This window comes from Mesorhizobium sp. LNHC221B00, assembly GCF_000502935.1.
In the GTDB taxonomy this organism is placed as follows: domain Bacteria; phylum Pseudomonadota; class Alphaproteobacteria; order Rhizobiales; family Rhizobiaceae; genus Mesorhizobium; species Mesorhizobium opportunistum.
On sequence record NZ_AYWR01000008.1, the window covers coordinates 95,272 to 109,078 of the forward strand.

Annotated in this window: 11 protein-coding genes; 6 read left to right on the forward strand and 5 right to left on the reverse strand. The window is 64.1% G+C overall.

Annotated elements, in window-relative coordinates; all coding sequences use genetic code 11:
• Positions 1-30: 30 nt before the first annotated feature.
• From X741_RS153935 to X741_RS153915, 5 genes are all read right to left on the reverse strand, one after another.
• Positions 31-876, reverse strand: coding sequence for a fumarylacetoacetate hydrolase family protein (locus X741_RS153935; RefSeq protein ID WP_023777749.1), 846 nt, complete (start codon positions 874-876; stop codon positions 31-33).
• A gap of 204 nt (positions 877-1,080) precedes the next feature.
• A complete protein-coding gene (locus X741_RS153930) occupies positions 1,081-1,812 on the reverse strand; it encodes an SDR family oxidoreductase (RefSeq protein WP_023777750.1) in 732 nt (243 codons plus the stop codon).
• A 187-nt stretch (positions 1,813-1,999) separates the two neighbouring features.
• Complete coding sequence (locus tag X741_RS153925; RefSeq protein WP_023777751.1) at positions 2,000-4,372, reverse strand: aldehyde dehydrogenase family protein; 2,373 nt, start codon at positions 4,370-4,372, stop codon at positions 2,000-2,002.
• Between the two features lie 234 nt (positions 4,373-4,606).
• Positions 4,607-5,653, reverse strand: a complete 1,047-nt coding sequence (gene deoC / locus X741_RS153920) for a deoxyribose-phosphate aldolase (protein WP_031250011.1) — start codon at positions 5,651-5,653, stop codon at positions 4,607-4,609.
• A 227-nt stretch (positions 5,654-5,880) separates the two neighbouring features.
• Positions 5,881-6,708 (reverse strand): ferredoxin--NADP reductase, encoded by an 828-nt coding sequence (locus X741_RS153915; RefSeq protein WP_023777753.1) that lies wholly within the window; start codon positions 6,706-6,708, stop codon positions 5,881-5,883.
• 221 nt (positions 6,709-6,929) lie between these two features.
• Here X741_RS153915 and X741_RS153910 point away from each other — a divergent pair, with 221 nt between their 5' ends.
• The 6 genes from X741_RS153910 to X741_RS153890 all read left to right on the forward strand — a co-directional run bounded on the left by X741_RS153910 (position 6,930) and on the right by X741_RS153890 (position 13,804).
• Positions 6,930-9,014 carry a hydantoinase/oxoprolinase family protein gene (locus X741_RS153910; RefSeq protein WP_023777754.1) on the forward strand — a complete coding sequence of 695 codons (2,085 nt, stop codon included), beginning with the start codon at positions 6,930-6,932 and terminating at the stop codon, positions 9,012-9,014.
• Between the two features lies 1 nt (position 9,015).
• Positions 9,016-10,773, forward strand: a complete 1,758-nt coding sequence (locus X741_RS153905) for a hydantoinase B/oxoprolinase family protein (protein ID WP_031250013.1) — start codon at positions 9,016-9,018, stop codon at positions 10,771-10,773.
• Between the two features lie 124 nt (positions 10,774-10,897).
• Positions 10,898-11,674 carry an ABC transporter substrate-binding protein gene (locus tag X741_RS153900; protein ID WP_023777756.1) on the forward strand — a complete coding sequence of 259 codons (777 nt, stop codon included), beginning with the start codon at positions 10,898-10,900 and terminating at the stop codon, positions 11,672-11,674.
• Between the two features lie 169 nt (positions 11,675-11,843).
• Positions 11,844-12,959 (forward strand): aminomethyltransferase family protein, encoded by a 1,116-nt coding sequence (locus X741_RS153895; RefSeq protein WP_023777757.1) that lies wholly within the window; start codon positions 11,844-11,846, stop codon positions 12,957-12,959.
• 59 nt (positions 12,960-13,018) lie between these two features.
• Positions 13,019-13,225 (forward strand): hypothetical protein, encoded by a 207-nt coding sequence (locus X741_RS1000000169715; protein ID WP_023777758.1) that lies wholly within the window; start codon positions 13,019-13,021, stop codon positions 13,223-13,225.
• Positions 13,226-13,228: 3 nt separating this feature from the next.
• Positions 13,229-13,804, forward strand: a complete 576-nt coding sequence (locus X741_RS153890; RefSeq protein WP_023777759.1) for a Fic family protein — start codon at positions 13,229-13,231, stop codon at positions 13,802-13,804.
• Positions 13,805-13,807: the final 3 nt, after the last annotated feature.

Below are 13,807 nucleotides of genomic sequence, written 5' to 3' on the forward strand. Positions count from 1 at the left end.
ACAAGGGGAGAAGGAAGAAAGCACGTCGCCCTACACGTCCGCCTTGAAGGTCTGCTTCTGCTGGCCGAGCCCCTCGATGCCCAGCTCCACCACGTCACCGGCCTTCAGGAACACCGGCGGCTTCATGCCTAGCCCGACGCCGGGCGGGGTGCCCGTCGAAATAATGTCGCCGGGGTGCAGCGACATGAACTGGCTGAGATAGGCGACGAGGTAGGCGACGCCATAGACCATGGTCTTGGTCGAGCCGTTCTGCATCGTCTTGCCGTTGACGGTCAGCCACATTTTGAGGTTCTGCGGGTCGGCCACTTCGTCCTTGGTCACCAGCCATGGGCCGGTCGGGCCGAACGTGTCGCAGCTCTTGCCCTTGGTCCACTGGCCCTGCCGCTCGGCCTGGAAGGCGCGTTCGGACACGTCATGCGAGACGCAATAGCCGGCGACATAGTCGAGCGCATCGGCTTCGCTGACATATTTCGCGGTTTTGCCGACGACCACGCCGAGTTCTACTTCCCAGTCGGTCTTTTCGGAGCCACGCGGGATCAGCACGTCGTCGTCAGGCCCGACAATGGCCGAGCTTGCCTTCATGAAGATGATCGGCTCTGGCGGCACGGTGGCGCCGGTCTCTGCTGCGTGGTCGGAATAGTTGAGGCCGATGCAGATGAACTTGCCGGTGCCGGCGACGCAGGCGCCGAGCCGGGGTTTGCCCGAAACCGCCGGCAGCGACTTGGCATCGAGCTTGGCCAGCATGTCCAGCGAGGCCGGATGAAGCGTGGTGCCGGCAATGTCGGCGACATGGGCGGAGAGATCGCGGATCGTTCCATCCGCATCGAGCAGGCCGGGACGTTCGCTCCCAACCTCGCCATAGCGCAGCAGTTTCATTTAAACCCTTCTCCTGGTTGCGGCCGCGTGGCCCTTTGCAAACTCTCCGCCGAGGCGACGGCGGACCCTACTGATCGGCCTGCTTCCGGGCAAGCGCGAGAATCGTGCCGGGCAAGCCGGCGCGCCGGATTTTCAGACTTCACGATCTCCCGACAAACGCGTGCAACGATCCCGGTCTTCCGGTTTGCTCCCGATTTCCGAACCTCAGATCGACCAGCCGCCGTCGATATTATAGGCCTGCCCGGACGTGTAGGTGGCACCGGCCAGGTAGACGGCGAGATCGGCGATCTCCTCCGGCGTGCCGAGCCGGCCCATCGGCTGGCGGGCGATGAAGGCGGCCCGCGCCGCTTCGTAGTCGCCTTGCGCATGCATGCGGTCCTGCAGCGACGGGCTCTCGACCGTGCCGGGGCAGATGGCGTTGCAGCGTATGCCCTTGCCGACATAGTCGGCGGCGACCGCCTTGGTCAGGCCGATCACGGCAGCCTTGGTGACGCCATAGGCGAAACGGTTCGGCACGCCCTTGGTGGAGCTGGCCAGCGAGGCCATGTTGATGATCGACCCGTCGCCGCGCTCCAGCATGCCAGGCAGCACGGCGCGGATGGTGCGGATCATGGCGCGCACGTTGAGATTGAAGGCGAAATCGAGATCGCTGTCCTTCATCTCGAGGATCGAGCCGGAATGGACGAAACCGGCGCAGTTGAACAGCACGTCGACGCGGCCGATCTCGGCAAAGGCGGTGTTGACCGCCTCGTCGTTGAGGACGTCCAGCTTGCGGGCCTTGATCCCCGTCGTCTTGGCGAGTTCGGCGAGAAGCGTCTCGTTGATATCGGTGGCGTAGACCGTGGCTCCAGCCTTGGCGAAGGCCAGTGCGCTCGCCTTGCCGATGCCTTGCGCCGCCGCCGTGACGACAACGATCTTGCCTGCCAGATCCGCCATGCTCTTCTCCTCGTCCGCTAGGATCATCCGCCTTTATCGGCAGCCGGCCAAGGCGTCATGTGCCAGTCACGAGCCATCGTGCGGCCTGCGCCGTGTCGGTTCACAGATAAAAATGTTTTTTCTCGTTAAAGAACATAGGCCCGGGCGTCAAGCCCGGACACGATCACCATTGTGGCTGTCCAAAGGCTCAGTCGCCGTAGGGCACCCAGACATTCTTCACCTCGATGGCGCGGCGCAGCAAGGCATCGCCGGCCGCCTCGTCGGACGCCCAGTCCAGGCTGCGGCCATTGCCGCTCCAGACACGCTTGAGGTTGCCGATGGACCAGGCCTCCGCTTTGGCGCAGGTCTCAGCATCGGCGAACACCCAAAGCCCGTCGACGTCGTCATGCTTGGCCAGGACGCCGGCAAGTTCCGCGGTGCGGCCGGTGACGATGTTGATGGCGCCGGCCGGAACGTCGGAATATTCGATCACCTGGTAGAGATCGGTGGCGAGCAGCGGATACTTTTCCGAAGGCACGGCGACCACGGTATTGCCCATGGCCAGCGCCGGCGCGATGAGCGAGATCAGCCCGAGCAGGGGCGCGTTATCAGGCGCGACGATGCCGACGACGCCGACCGGTTCGTGCAGCGCCAGCGTCACGGCACGTGCCGGCGGCTGGTGCACGCGGCCTTCGAACTTGTCGGCGAGGCCGGCATAGAGGAACAGGCGTTCGATCGACTGGTCGACTTCTTCCCGCGCGGCCTTGGGCGTAGCGCCGGTCAGTTCGGTCAGACGAGCCGCGAATTCGCCGGCGCGGCCGGAAAGGTTTTCGGCCAGATAATAGAGCACCTGGGAACGGTTGTAGGCGGTCGCTTCCGGCCATGCCTTGCACGCGCGGGCAGCCGACACGGCATCGCGGATATCCTTGCGGTTGCCAAAACCGACTTCGCCGGCAAGCTTGCCCTTGGCGGTGGCGACGGCCAGCGAATAATTGCCGTCCGGGCGTACCTGTTTGCCGCCGATGAACAGCTTGGCCGTTCGGTCGATGGCCGCGCCGTCGGCCTGCTCGACCGGTTGCGCCGAGATCGTCGCTTGCTTGATGACCGGCCCGAGCGGCAATTTTGCCGCGAGATATTCGAACATGCCCTCGCGCCCACCCTCGCGGCCGAAGCCGCTCTCGCGGTAGCCGCCGAAGCCGCAGGCGGCGTCGAACATACTGGTGCCGTTGACCCAGACGACACCGGCCTTTAGCTGCGGCGCGACATGCAGCGCCAGATTGACGTTCTCGCTCCACACGCTCGCCGCCAGCCCGTAGCGCGTGTTGTTGGCAAGCTCGATCGCTTCCTCGGTGTTGCGGAAGGTCATGGTCGCCAGCACCGGGCCGAACACCTCTTCCTGGGCAAGGATATTAGCCGGCGAAACACCAGTGGCGAGTGTCGGCAGGTGGTAGTAACCCGAGGACGGCAGCGCGGCGTCCGGCTGCCAGCAGACGGCGCCTTGCCTGGCGCCTTCGGCGACCAGTCCCTTGACCCGGTCGAGCTGCGTGGCGTCGACCAGCGGGCCGATATCGGTGTTCTTGTCGAGCGGACTGCCGACGCGCAGCCGGCTCATCCGCGTCTTGACCTTGGCGATCAAGGCCTCGGCGATGCCTTCCTGCACCAGGAGCCGCGAGCCGGCGCAGCAGACCTGGCCCTGGTTGAACCAGATGCCGTCGACCAGGCCTTCGACGGCGCTGTCGAGATCGGCATCCTCGAAAACGATGAAGGCCGACTTGCCGCCAAGCTCCAGCGACAGCTTCTTGCCCGAGCCGGCGGTTGCCTTGCGGATGATCTTGCCGACTTCCGAAGAGCCGGTGAAGGCGATCTTCTGGATGCCGGGGTGGTTGACAATGGCTCCGCCCGCTTCCGGGCCGCCCTGGACGATGTTGACGACGCCCTTCGGCACGCCGGCGCGCTCGCAAATCTCGGCGAACAGGATGCTGGTCAGCGGCGTGAACTCGGCCGGCTTCAGCACCACCGTGCAGCCGGCGGCGAGCGCGGGTGCGATCTTCCAGGCCAGCATCAGCAGCGGAAAGTTCCACGGGATGATCTGGCCGACGACGCCGACGCCCTTGTGGCCGGGGAAATCCTTGTCCAGCGCCTGCGCCCAGCCGGCGTGATGGATGAAGTGGCGGATCGCCAAGGGCACGTCGATGTCGCGGCTTTCGCGGATCGGCTTGCCATTGTCGATTGTCTCAAGCACCGCGAACAGGCGCTGATGCCGCTGCATGGCGCGGCCAATGGCATAAAGTACTTTTGCGCGCTGATAGCCCGAGGATGCCGACCATTTCGGCAGTGCCTTGGTGGCTGCGGCGACGGCCGCGTCGATGTCGGCGGCTCCGGCATCGGAGATCTTGGCCAGCAGCTTGCCGGAAGACGGCTCGCTGGTCTCGAAGGTCTTGCCGCCGCTAGCCGCTTTCCAGGCGCCGTCGATGAACAGCGCCTTGGAAAAATCGCGCGCGGCAAGCCACGCATCGGCCTCGTTGCGCGCTTCCGGCGCCGGTCCGTATTCCATGGCGTGATAGCGTTCGAGAATGTTCATGGATAGCTCCAGATAATTGTCTCAGGAGGCGTTCTTTCGCGCCCCCCTCTGTCCTGCCGGACATCTCCCCCACAAGGGGGGAGATCGGACTTTACGTCTGTCAGCCGCCATTTTGCAGCGTTGGCCATTGGCGAAATCGCCGATGCCAGCCAATCTCCCCACAAGTGGGGGAGATGTCCGGCAGGACAGAGGGGGGCGCCGTAGAACTCCACGTTCAAAAACCCAATCCGATCCTCAAGCCATCGCGTGGCGGTGATTGGCCGAATAATGGCCGGTCAGGTGATGCTCGAGCTGGCGCTCGATGTCGGTCAAAAGGCTCGAAGCGCCGAAGCGGAACAGCTCCGGCTCCAGCCACGGCCGGCCGAGCTCTTCCTTCATCAGCACCAGCCAGTCGAGCGAGGCCTTTGCCGTGGAAATGCCGCCGGCCGGCTTGAAGCCGATGAGATGACCGGTTTCCTCGAAATAGGCCCTGATGGCGCGCACCATGGCCAACCCAACCGGCAGCGTCGCGTTGACGCTTTCCTTGCCGGTCGAGGTCTTGATGAAATCCGCGCCCGCCATCATCGCAACCATCGAGGCCAGCATGACATTGCGCAGCGTGGCGAGGTCGCCGGTGCCGAGAATGACCTTAAGATGCGCATCGCCGCAGGCGGCGCGCATCGAGACGATCTCGTTGTAGAGCTCCCGCCATTTGGCGCCGAACACCAGCCCGCGCGGAATGACGACGTCGATCTCGTCGGCGCCGTCGCGCACCGAGGCCTCGATCTCCTGCAGCCGGGTCGACAGCGGCGCAAGCCCGTGTGGAAAGGCGGTGGAGACGGCGGCGACATGGATGCCGGTGCCGCGCACGGCGTCCACCGCCGTGGCGACGAAAGGATGATAGACGCAGACCGCGGCCGGCCGGATGGGTTCGCCCGCAATGCCGAGCCCCTCGACGATGTCGCGCCGGAACGGGTTGATCGCCTTGGCGCAGAGCCGGCGCACGCGCTCCTCGGTGTCGTTGGAATTCAGCGTCGTCAGATCCATGCAGGCCACCGCGCGCAGCAGCCAGGCCGCCTGATTGTCGGCCTTGATCGAGCGCCGCTTGGTCAGGCTGGCGACGCGCCGTTCCAGCGCCGAACGGTTGACGCTGCGCACCGATTCCATGAAGCCGAGATCGAGCTTCATGCCGGGATTGCGCGCGATACGATGGTCCAGCGGGACGGCGCTATTGGCGGCGGCACGCGCGGGCAGCGGCGTCACCTTGGTGCCAAGATCGGCTTCGCGGATTGTGCTGCTCATCTCCTGCCCTTTCATTCAGCGACGCACGCTTATGTCTTGGTGCGTATTGTCTATCGTCGCCCAAACCGCTCGACTGTTAGGGCGACACGCACGAAGATAGCCCGCGAAGCCATGCTTCACGAGTCCTCAAGCAAGGGATAGCCGAAAAAGGCCGCGAAAGCAGCTAGTTTTTGACCGGAAGGTCAAAACCCGATTCTTGAAGCCTGATTTTTGGCAGAGGCGCGGTCTCAGCCGACGAAGGCGCGCTCGACCACGAATGTCGCCGGATGGCTGAGCGAGCCTTCCTGGAAACCGAGGCTCTCGGCCAGCTCCTTGACGTCCTTGAGCATGTGCATCGAGCCGCAGATCATGATGCGGTCGGTCTCGGGATTGAGCTTTTCGATGCCGAGATCGCTGTAGAACTTGCCCGAGCCGATCAGCGCGGTGATGCGGCCCATGCAGACAGACTCCTCGCGGGTCGTCGAATTGTAGAGCGTGACGCGCCCAGTGGTCAGTTCGCCGATCAGCGGGTCGCTCTCCAGCGCCGCCACAAGTTCCTGGCCATAGGTCAATTCGGCAATGTCGCGGCAGGTGTGGGTCAGGATCAGCTGGTCGAATTTCTCGTAGGTGTCGGGGTCGCGCAGCAGGCTGGCGAAGGGCGCGATGCCGGTGCCGGTCGAAATCATGAACAGCCGCTTGGCCGGCGTCAGCGCGTCGACCACCAGCGTGCCGGTCGACTTCTGGCGCATGATGACGGTGTCGCCCACCTGGATCTTCTGCAGTTCCGAGGTCAGCGGGCCGTCCGGCACCTTGATCGAGAAGAATTCCAGCTCTTCGTCCCAGGCCGGGCTCGCCACCGAATAGGCGCGGTATACCGGCTTCTCGGCATTGGGCAGGCCGATCATGACGAACTCGCCGGAGCGGAAGCGCAGCGACTGCGGACGGGTGATGCGGAACGAGAACAGCCGGTCGGTGTAGTGCTTCACCGAGACGACGGTTTCGGCATAGACATCGGCTGGTATCGGAAACTGCAGCGGGCGGGCGCCGTCGGTGCTGAACGCGGATGTGGTGTTCATCAAATCCAACTTTCTGGCCCAACTCACGGACGCGGGCGCCAAATCTTTTGCTGCGCGCCCGGACCGTTCAGGTCCCGGCGTGCTGCTCGCACACTCCGAGTTGGTAAGCTCTTGTGTCCGGAATTTATTAGTATACAAACGATATTTGCGTCAAGATGGTGCCGCGAAACACCTTTCCAAGCTGTGACCTATCCGTAGTCCCAGCATTTCGGGTTTCGACTATGAAAGAGAATTTTTCGGTGCAGCAGCCGGATTCCCTGGGCAGCGTGGTTGCCGGCATCGACGTCGGCGGAACCTTCACCGACCTGCTTCTGATCGATGGCAAGGACGGCGGCAAGGTGCATATCGCCAAGACGCCGACCACGGTCGACAACCAGGCCTTCGGCGTGGTTTCGGCGCTCGGCGCCACCGGCTTTCCGATCGACGGCATCGACCTCATCGTGCACGGCACGACCACCACCACCAACGCGGTGCTGGAACGCCGGCTGGCCAGGACCGGCATGATCACCACGCGCGGCTTTCGCGACGTGATCGAGCTTGGCCGGCGCACGCGGCCTCAAGCTTATGGCATGACCGGCACCTTCGTCCCGATTATCCCGCGCAATCTCAGGCTCGAAGTGTCGGAGCGCGTCGAAGCGTCGGGCACGGTGCGCACGCCGCTCGACGAGGCCGAGATGCGCGCGGCGGTGAAGGCGCTGATCGACGCCGGCTGCGAATCCCTGGTCATCCATTTCCTGCATTCCTACGCCAACCCTTCGCATGAGCGGCGCGCCGCCGAGATCGCCGCCGAGCTCTGGCCGAACGGCTACATCACCACGGGCCACGCGCTGCTGTCGGAAGCGCGCGAATTCGAGCGCGGCGTCACCGCCTCGGTCAACGCTTCGGTGCAGCCGATCCTCGAGCGCTATGTCGAGCGGCTGCGCAAGGAATTGGCGGACAAGGGCTATGCCCGCGACTTCCTGATCATGAACGGCAATGGCGGCATGATCTCGGCCCGCTTCGTCACACGTGAATCGGCCAAGACCGTGATGTCCGGCCCGGCGTCCGGCGTCATCGCCGCCGCCTATACCGGCAAGCGCGCCGGCTTCGAAAATCTCGTCACCTACGACATGGGCGGCACCTCGACCGACGTGGCCCTTATCCGCAACGCCGAGCCTGCTGTCTCGAACGAGATCGAGATCGAATATGCGATGCCGATTCATGTGCCGATGGTGGCCGTGCACACGGTCGGCGCCGGCGGCGGCTCGATCGCCCGCGTCGATGCGGCCGGCCTGATCCAGATCGGACCGGAAAGTGCCGGCGCCAATCCCGGCCCGATCTGCTACGGCCGCGGCGGCCTGGAGCCGACCATCACCGACGCCAATCTGGTGCTCGGCCGACTGGCGCCGAAGAAGCTGCTGGCGGTCGAGAATCCGGTCACGTCAGAGCGTGTCACCGGCATCTTCGCGGACAGGATCGGCAAGGCCACCGGCCTCTCCGGCGTCGAGGCGGCGGGTGCGGTGCTCAGGCTCGGCAACATGAAGATGGCCGGCGCCATCCGCATGGTGTCGGTGTCGCGCGGCCATGACCCTCGCGATTTCGCGCTGTTCGCCTTCGGTGGCGCCGGGCCGCTGCACGCCACCGCATTGGCGCGTGAACTCGGCCTGCCCAAGGTGCTGGTGCCGGCCCGGCCCGGCATCACCAACGCGCTCGGCTGCGTCGTCGCCGACCTGCGCCACGACTCCGTCAACACCGTCAACCAGCCGGTCGCGATGCTCGATGAAGCCCAGCTCCACCAGGTGTTGGAACGGCACCGAAACGAAGGCGAGGAGCTGATCGGCAAGGAAGCGGTGAAGCCGGAGACGATCCGGGTCACCCACTCCGCCGACATGCAGTTCGTCGGCCAGACCCACATCATCAACGTGCCCCTGCCGTCGTCGTCGGTGACCCGGCAGGAATTGCAGGCACTATTCGAGAAAGCCTACTTTGCCCGCTTCAAGGTCGAGTTGCCGGAGATCCGCGCCAACCTCGTCAACCTCAACACCTCGGTCACCGGTGTGCGGCCGGCGATCGACCTGTCACGGCTGATCGACCCGGCCGGACGGGCAAAAACACTTGACGAGGCGCGGCGCGAAATCCGGCCGGTCTGGTATGCCGGACGCTGGCACGACACGCCGATATACATCCGCGAAAAGCTGCCGCTCGACGCCATCATCGAGGGGCCGGCGATCCTCGAACAGATGGATGCCACCACTGTGCTCGAGCCCGGCGACCGCGCGCGCTCGGACACCGACGGCAACATCATCATCGATATCGGCGAGGCCTGAGATGCCCGACATTGATTTGGCAAAGCTCGACGCCATCACGCTCTCGGTTCTCCAGGCGGCCCTGCAGCAGGTCTGCGATGAGATGGACCTGACATTCTCCCGCGCCGCCTTCTCGCCCGTCATCGCCGAGGCCAATGACCGCTCGGACGGCATCTATTCGGCTGTCGACGGCTCGCTGATCGCGCAGGGATCGCAGGGCCTGCCGGTGTTCGTCGGCGTCATGCAATATTCGACCAGGACAGTGATCGAGATGATCGCCGACGGCCGCTGCCTGGCCCCGGAGCCGGGCGACATCTACATCGTCAACGATCCCTATCTCGGCGGCACGCATCTGATGGATGTGCGCTTCGTCATGCCGGTCTATCGGGGCGGCAAGATCTTCTGCTGGCTGTCCAACACCGGCCATTGGCCCGACATTGGCGGCTCCGTGCCCGGCGGCTTCTCGGCTTCCGCCACTGCCGTCGAACAGGAAGGCCTGCGGCTGCCGCCGGTGAAACTGTTCAAGAAAGGCGCGCTCGATCCGGAAATCTACGCCATCATCTGCTCCAACATCCGCGTCGCCGACCAGCGCATCGGCGATATCAGGGCCCAGGCCGCGGCACTGCTGATCGGCCAGGACAGGCTCAACGGAATCCTGGATCGTTACGGGGACGAAACTGTTGTCGAAGCCATCGCCGAGCTGCGCCGCCGTGCCGCTGAACAGATGCGCGCCAACATAGCGGCCATCCCCGACGGCACCTACCGCTCCAAAGCGTTCGTCGATTCCGACGGGGTGGTCAACGAACCGCTGACCATCGCGCTCGCGGTCGAGAAACAGGGCGATACGCTGACCTTCGATTTCGCCGGCTCGTCAAAGCCGTGCGCCGGGCCGATGAACAGCGTGCTGGCGACGACGTTGTCCTCGGTCTACCTCGCCATGCGTCACATTTTCCCCGACGTGCCGATCAGTGCCGGCGCCTTCGAGCCCCTGATCGTCAAGCGGCCGGAAGGCACCTTCCTCGACGCCAGATATCCGCGCCCCGTGTCGGGCTGCGCGGCCGAAGTGTCGCAGCGCATCGCCGAGGCGGTGTTCGCTGCCATGGTGCAGGCGCTGCCGGACAAGGTGACGGCGGCTCCCGCCGGCTCCAGCGGCAATTTCGCTCTCGGCGGCAACGATCCGGCACGCGGCCGCGACTACGTCATGTACCAGATTTCCGGCGGCGGCTATGGCGGCAATTCAGGCCATGACGGCCTGACCAATGGCTGCTCGACCATCGGCATTTCCAAGTCGCCTCCGGTCGAGATCATGGAGCAGGCCTTTCCGGTGCTCTACCGCCACTATGCCTTGCGTGAAGGCTCGGGCGGCGCCGGCAAGCATCGCGGTGGTTTCGGCCTCGCCTATGAGGTCGAGATCCTGCGCGGCGACGCGCGCGCCTCCTTCGTCATGGACCACGGCCGTTTCGGCCCGCAAGGCGCGCTCGGCGGCAGCGACGGCGAGCCCAACACGGTGACCGTGTTCCGCAACGGCGAGGAGCACGTGCCGCCGCATCTGTCCAAGGAGCAGGACATCCCGCTGAAGGCCGGTGATCGCGTGCGCGTCGGCACGCCGGGCGGCGGCGGCTATGGCGATCCATTCCAGCGCGACGCCGATCAGGTGCGGCGCGATGTGGCGCTGGGATACTATACACCGAAGGAAGCCAGCCAAAAATTCGGCGTGGTGCTGTCGGCGGGCGACCTCGCCGTTGACCAAAAGGCGACGGAAGCACACCGCGCCGGCTAACGCACCACCACTCGCCATGGCGTAGATAGCTCACGGCGCCGTGATCGCCGCAGCAGATGTCGTTTCCGTCTCCGCCGCGCCCATGAAAGCCCGTAGACTTCGCCAGTCAACGGGGATCTGGAACATGCGTCTTTTCAGTCATTTCGTGCTTGCCGCTTCCGTCGCTCTCACCCTCGCCACGGGCGCCGCTTCCGCCCAGGATAACAAACTCAGGATCGGCACCGAGGGCGCCTATCCACCCTTCAACTACGCCAATGCCGACGGCACGCTCGGCGGCTTCGACATCGACCTCGGCAAAGCGCTGTGCGCCGAGATGAAGGCCGAATGCGAATTCACGGTGCAGGATTTCGACGGCTCGATCCCCGCGCTCCAGGCCGGCAAGTTCGACGCCATCATCAACATCACCATCACGCCCGAGCGGGCCGAGAAGGTCGAGTTCACCCACAAATACTACCAGACGCCGCCGGCCATTGCGGTGCCGAAGGATTCGCCCATCGCGGGCACGTCTCCCGAAGATCTGAAAGGCAACGCGCTCGGCGTGCAGACCGCCACCATCCATCAGAAATTCGCCGAGCAGAAATATTCAGGCTCGACCGTCAAGGCCTATCCGACCGGTGACGACGCCCGCACCGACATGGCCAACGGCCGGCTCGACGCGATGATGGATGGCTCGATCATCCTCACCGAATGGCTGAAGAAGCCGGACGGCGCCTGCTGCAAGCTACTCGGCACGCTGACCGCCGATCCGGCCATTCACGGACCCGGCGTCGGCATCGCGTTGCAGAAGGGCAACAAGGAGCTGGCCGACAAGTTCAATGCGGCCATCGACGCGCTGCGCGCCAACGGAAAGTACAAGGAAATCAACGACAAGTACTTTTCCTTCGACGTATACGGCAACTGAAACCGTTTGGAAATCCTACTCTGGCGGCCATCTGAAGGCGTTTTCTGCGCTTCCGGTGCTCACGGACCCGAATGTCCTCTCCGCTCCGGTTCTCGAAACCACCATCATATGACTCGCCAGAGCGAATTTCGAAACGGTCTCTGAATCGAAATGCACAATGGAGACTTTCTTGGCTGAGCGGCGTTCCCCCTTCTACAGCAGCATCGTCGGATTGGGCGCGACCATGGGTCGGGTCGGCGGCGATTTCGTCTCGGCCAAATATTATTCCGGCATCGCCGACGAGCACCTGAACACGCGCGAAAATGTCGGCGTGCAGGATCTCAGCACCATGGGCAAGATGGACATCAAGGGGCCGGACGCCGAGGCGCTGGTCAACCATGTCATCGTCAACGATGCCGCGGCGATGAAGCCGGGCCAGGTGCGCTACTCCACGGTCTGCCGCGAGGATGGCGGCATCCTGGACGACCTCACCGTGTTCCGACTGGGGACCGAGCATTTCATGCTGGTGACCGGCTCGGTCAACCGGTTGAAGATGCTGCCCTGGCTGCTGCACCATGCCGAAGGACGCAAGGCCTATGTCACCGATATCACCGCGGCGGTCGCCTTCCCGACCATCCAGGGCCCGCGCTCACGCGATCTGCTGAAGGCGCTGGTCAGGGATGCCGATCTGGACGGGCTGAAGCGTTGGGCGTTCACCTCGGGGCGCGTCGGCGAGACGAAGGTGCTGATCTCGCGCACCGGTGTCACCGGCGAACTCGGCTTCGAACTCTTCGTGCCGGCCGACGAGGCGGCCTCGGTCTGGGAAAGGCTGATACAGGCCGGGCGGGACTTCGGCCTGAAACCCTATGGTGTGTTGGCGATGTTCACGCTCGGCCTGGAAAAGGCTTACCCGGCGCATGGTATCGACATGGACGAGAGCCGCACACCGTTCCATGTCGGGCTCGGCCGCTGGATCAAGTTCGACAAGGGCGATTTCATCGGCCGCGAGGCCCTGCTCAAGGTCCGAGACAAGGGCCTCGACGAATGCTGGACCGGATTGATCCTCGATGGCGATAAGCCAGCCACGACGGATGCCAGGGTGATGGCCGATGGCGAGGACGCCGGCATCGTCACCTACAGCGATCATGGCTATTCCCTCGGCAAAGTGCTGGCCACGGCGCATCTGCGACTACCCTTCACCGCCATCGGCACCGAACTGAGCGTCGAGATAGAGGGCAAGCCGACGCGCGCGGTGGTGGCGCCGATGCCGTTCTTCGATCCGGAAGGGGCGAGGCTGAGGGGTTAGTCCAACTTGCCACGGAAATCGCTTTGGCCCACCTCCCGAGGTTGTGATACGATTTCGAAATGAAGTCTCCCAGTTCAAGAACCATCCGTTCGGCCAAGACCGGCCAGTTCGTTCTGACGAGCGGGCGCGGCGAGAGAATCAGCGCCGTCGAAGGCATGAAGCTGTCGCCCCGCATGGCTAAGGTACTAAGCCACAGTGCGCGGCACGGACTATCCGGTGATGAGCGGCGTTCGCTCATCAAGGAAGAAATCCGCAAAAAGAAATAGACGTTGGCCTACGTCGCCGAGTTCGATCCGCTCTGTTACCCCGGCACGACGGTGCTCATCAATTTGCTGGACAGTCGTGACCAGACCGAACTCGATGAGGTCGAGCTCGCTCTGTTCTTGACACGCGCTGACGAACCTCTTCCGGCAGGCGAACTGGACTACCCTCATTACCGCAGTCTGCACCGGCATCTGTTCCAGGACGTGTATGCCTGGGCCGGTCAGCCGCGCACCATCCGCATCGGAAAGGGCGGCAGCTGGTTCTGTTATCCCGAGCACATCGCGACTGAGATGGCGCGGGTGTTCGGCGAACTCGGCAATCCCGACCTTTTAGCCGACCTAGACAGCGTCGGCTTTTCCGGGCACGCCGCCCACATCGTCGCGGAGATCAATGCCGTGCATCCGTTTCGCGAAGGCAACGGCCGAACCCAACTTACCTTCCTCGCGATGCTCGCCGAGCACGCGGGGCTGACATTCAATGCCGACATCCTTGAACGGGATCGCGTCATTCAAGCCATGATCGACAGTTTCAGCGGTTCCGAAGCGCCCTTGCAAGCACTGATAGAAGACATCATCGCCTAGTTC

Excerpts from the sequence above, each read along its gene's own strand:
- X741_RS153935 (WP_023777749.1), bottom strand. The coding sequence starts at position 876 with ATGAAACTGCTGCGCTATGGCGAGGTTGGGAGCGAACGTCCCGGCCTG.
- X741_RS153930 (WP_023777750.1), bottom strand. The coding sequence starts at position 1,812 with ATGGCGGATCTGGCAGGCAAGATCGTTGTCGTCACGGCGGCGGCGCAA.
- X741_RS153925 (WP_023777751.1), bottom strand. The coding sequence starts at position 4,372 with ATGAACATTCTCGAACGCTATCACGCCATGGAATACGGACCGGCGCCG.
- deoC (WP_031250011.1), bottom strand. The coding sequence starts at position 5,653 with ATGAGCAGCACAATCCGCGAAGCCGATCTTGGCACCAAGGTGACGCCG.
- X741_RS153915 (WP_023777753.1), bottom strand. The coding sequence starts at position 6,708 with ATGAACACCACATCCGCGTTCAGCACCGACGGCGCCCGCCCGCTGCAG.
- X741_RS153910 (WP_023777754.1), top strand. The coding sequence starts at position 6,930 with ATGAAAGAGAATTTTTCGGTGCAGCAGCCGGATTCCCTGGGCAGCGTG.
- X741_RS153905 (WP_031250013.1), top strand. The coding sequence starts at position 9,016 with ATGCCCGACATTGATTTGGCAAAGCTCGACGCCATCACGCTCTCGGTT.
- X741_RS153900 (WP_023777756.1), top strand. The coding sequence starts at position 10,898 with ATGCGTCTTTTCAGTCATTTCGTGCTTGCCGCTTCCGTCGCTCTCACC.
- X741_RS1000000169715 (WP_023777758.1), top strand. The coding sequence starts at position 13,019 with ATGAAGTCTCCCAGTTCAAGAACCATCCGTTCGGCCAAGACCGGCCAG.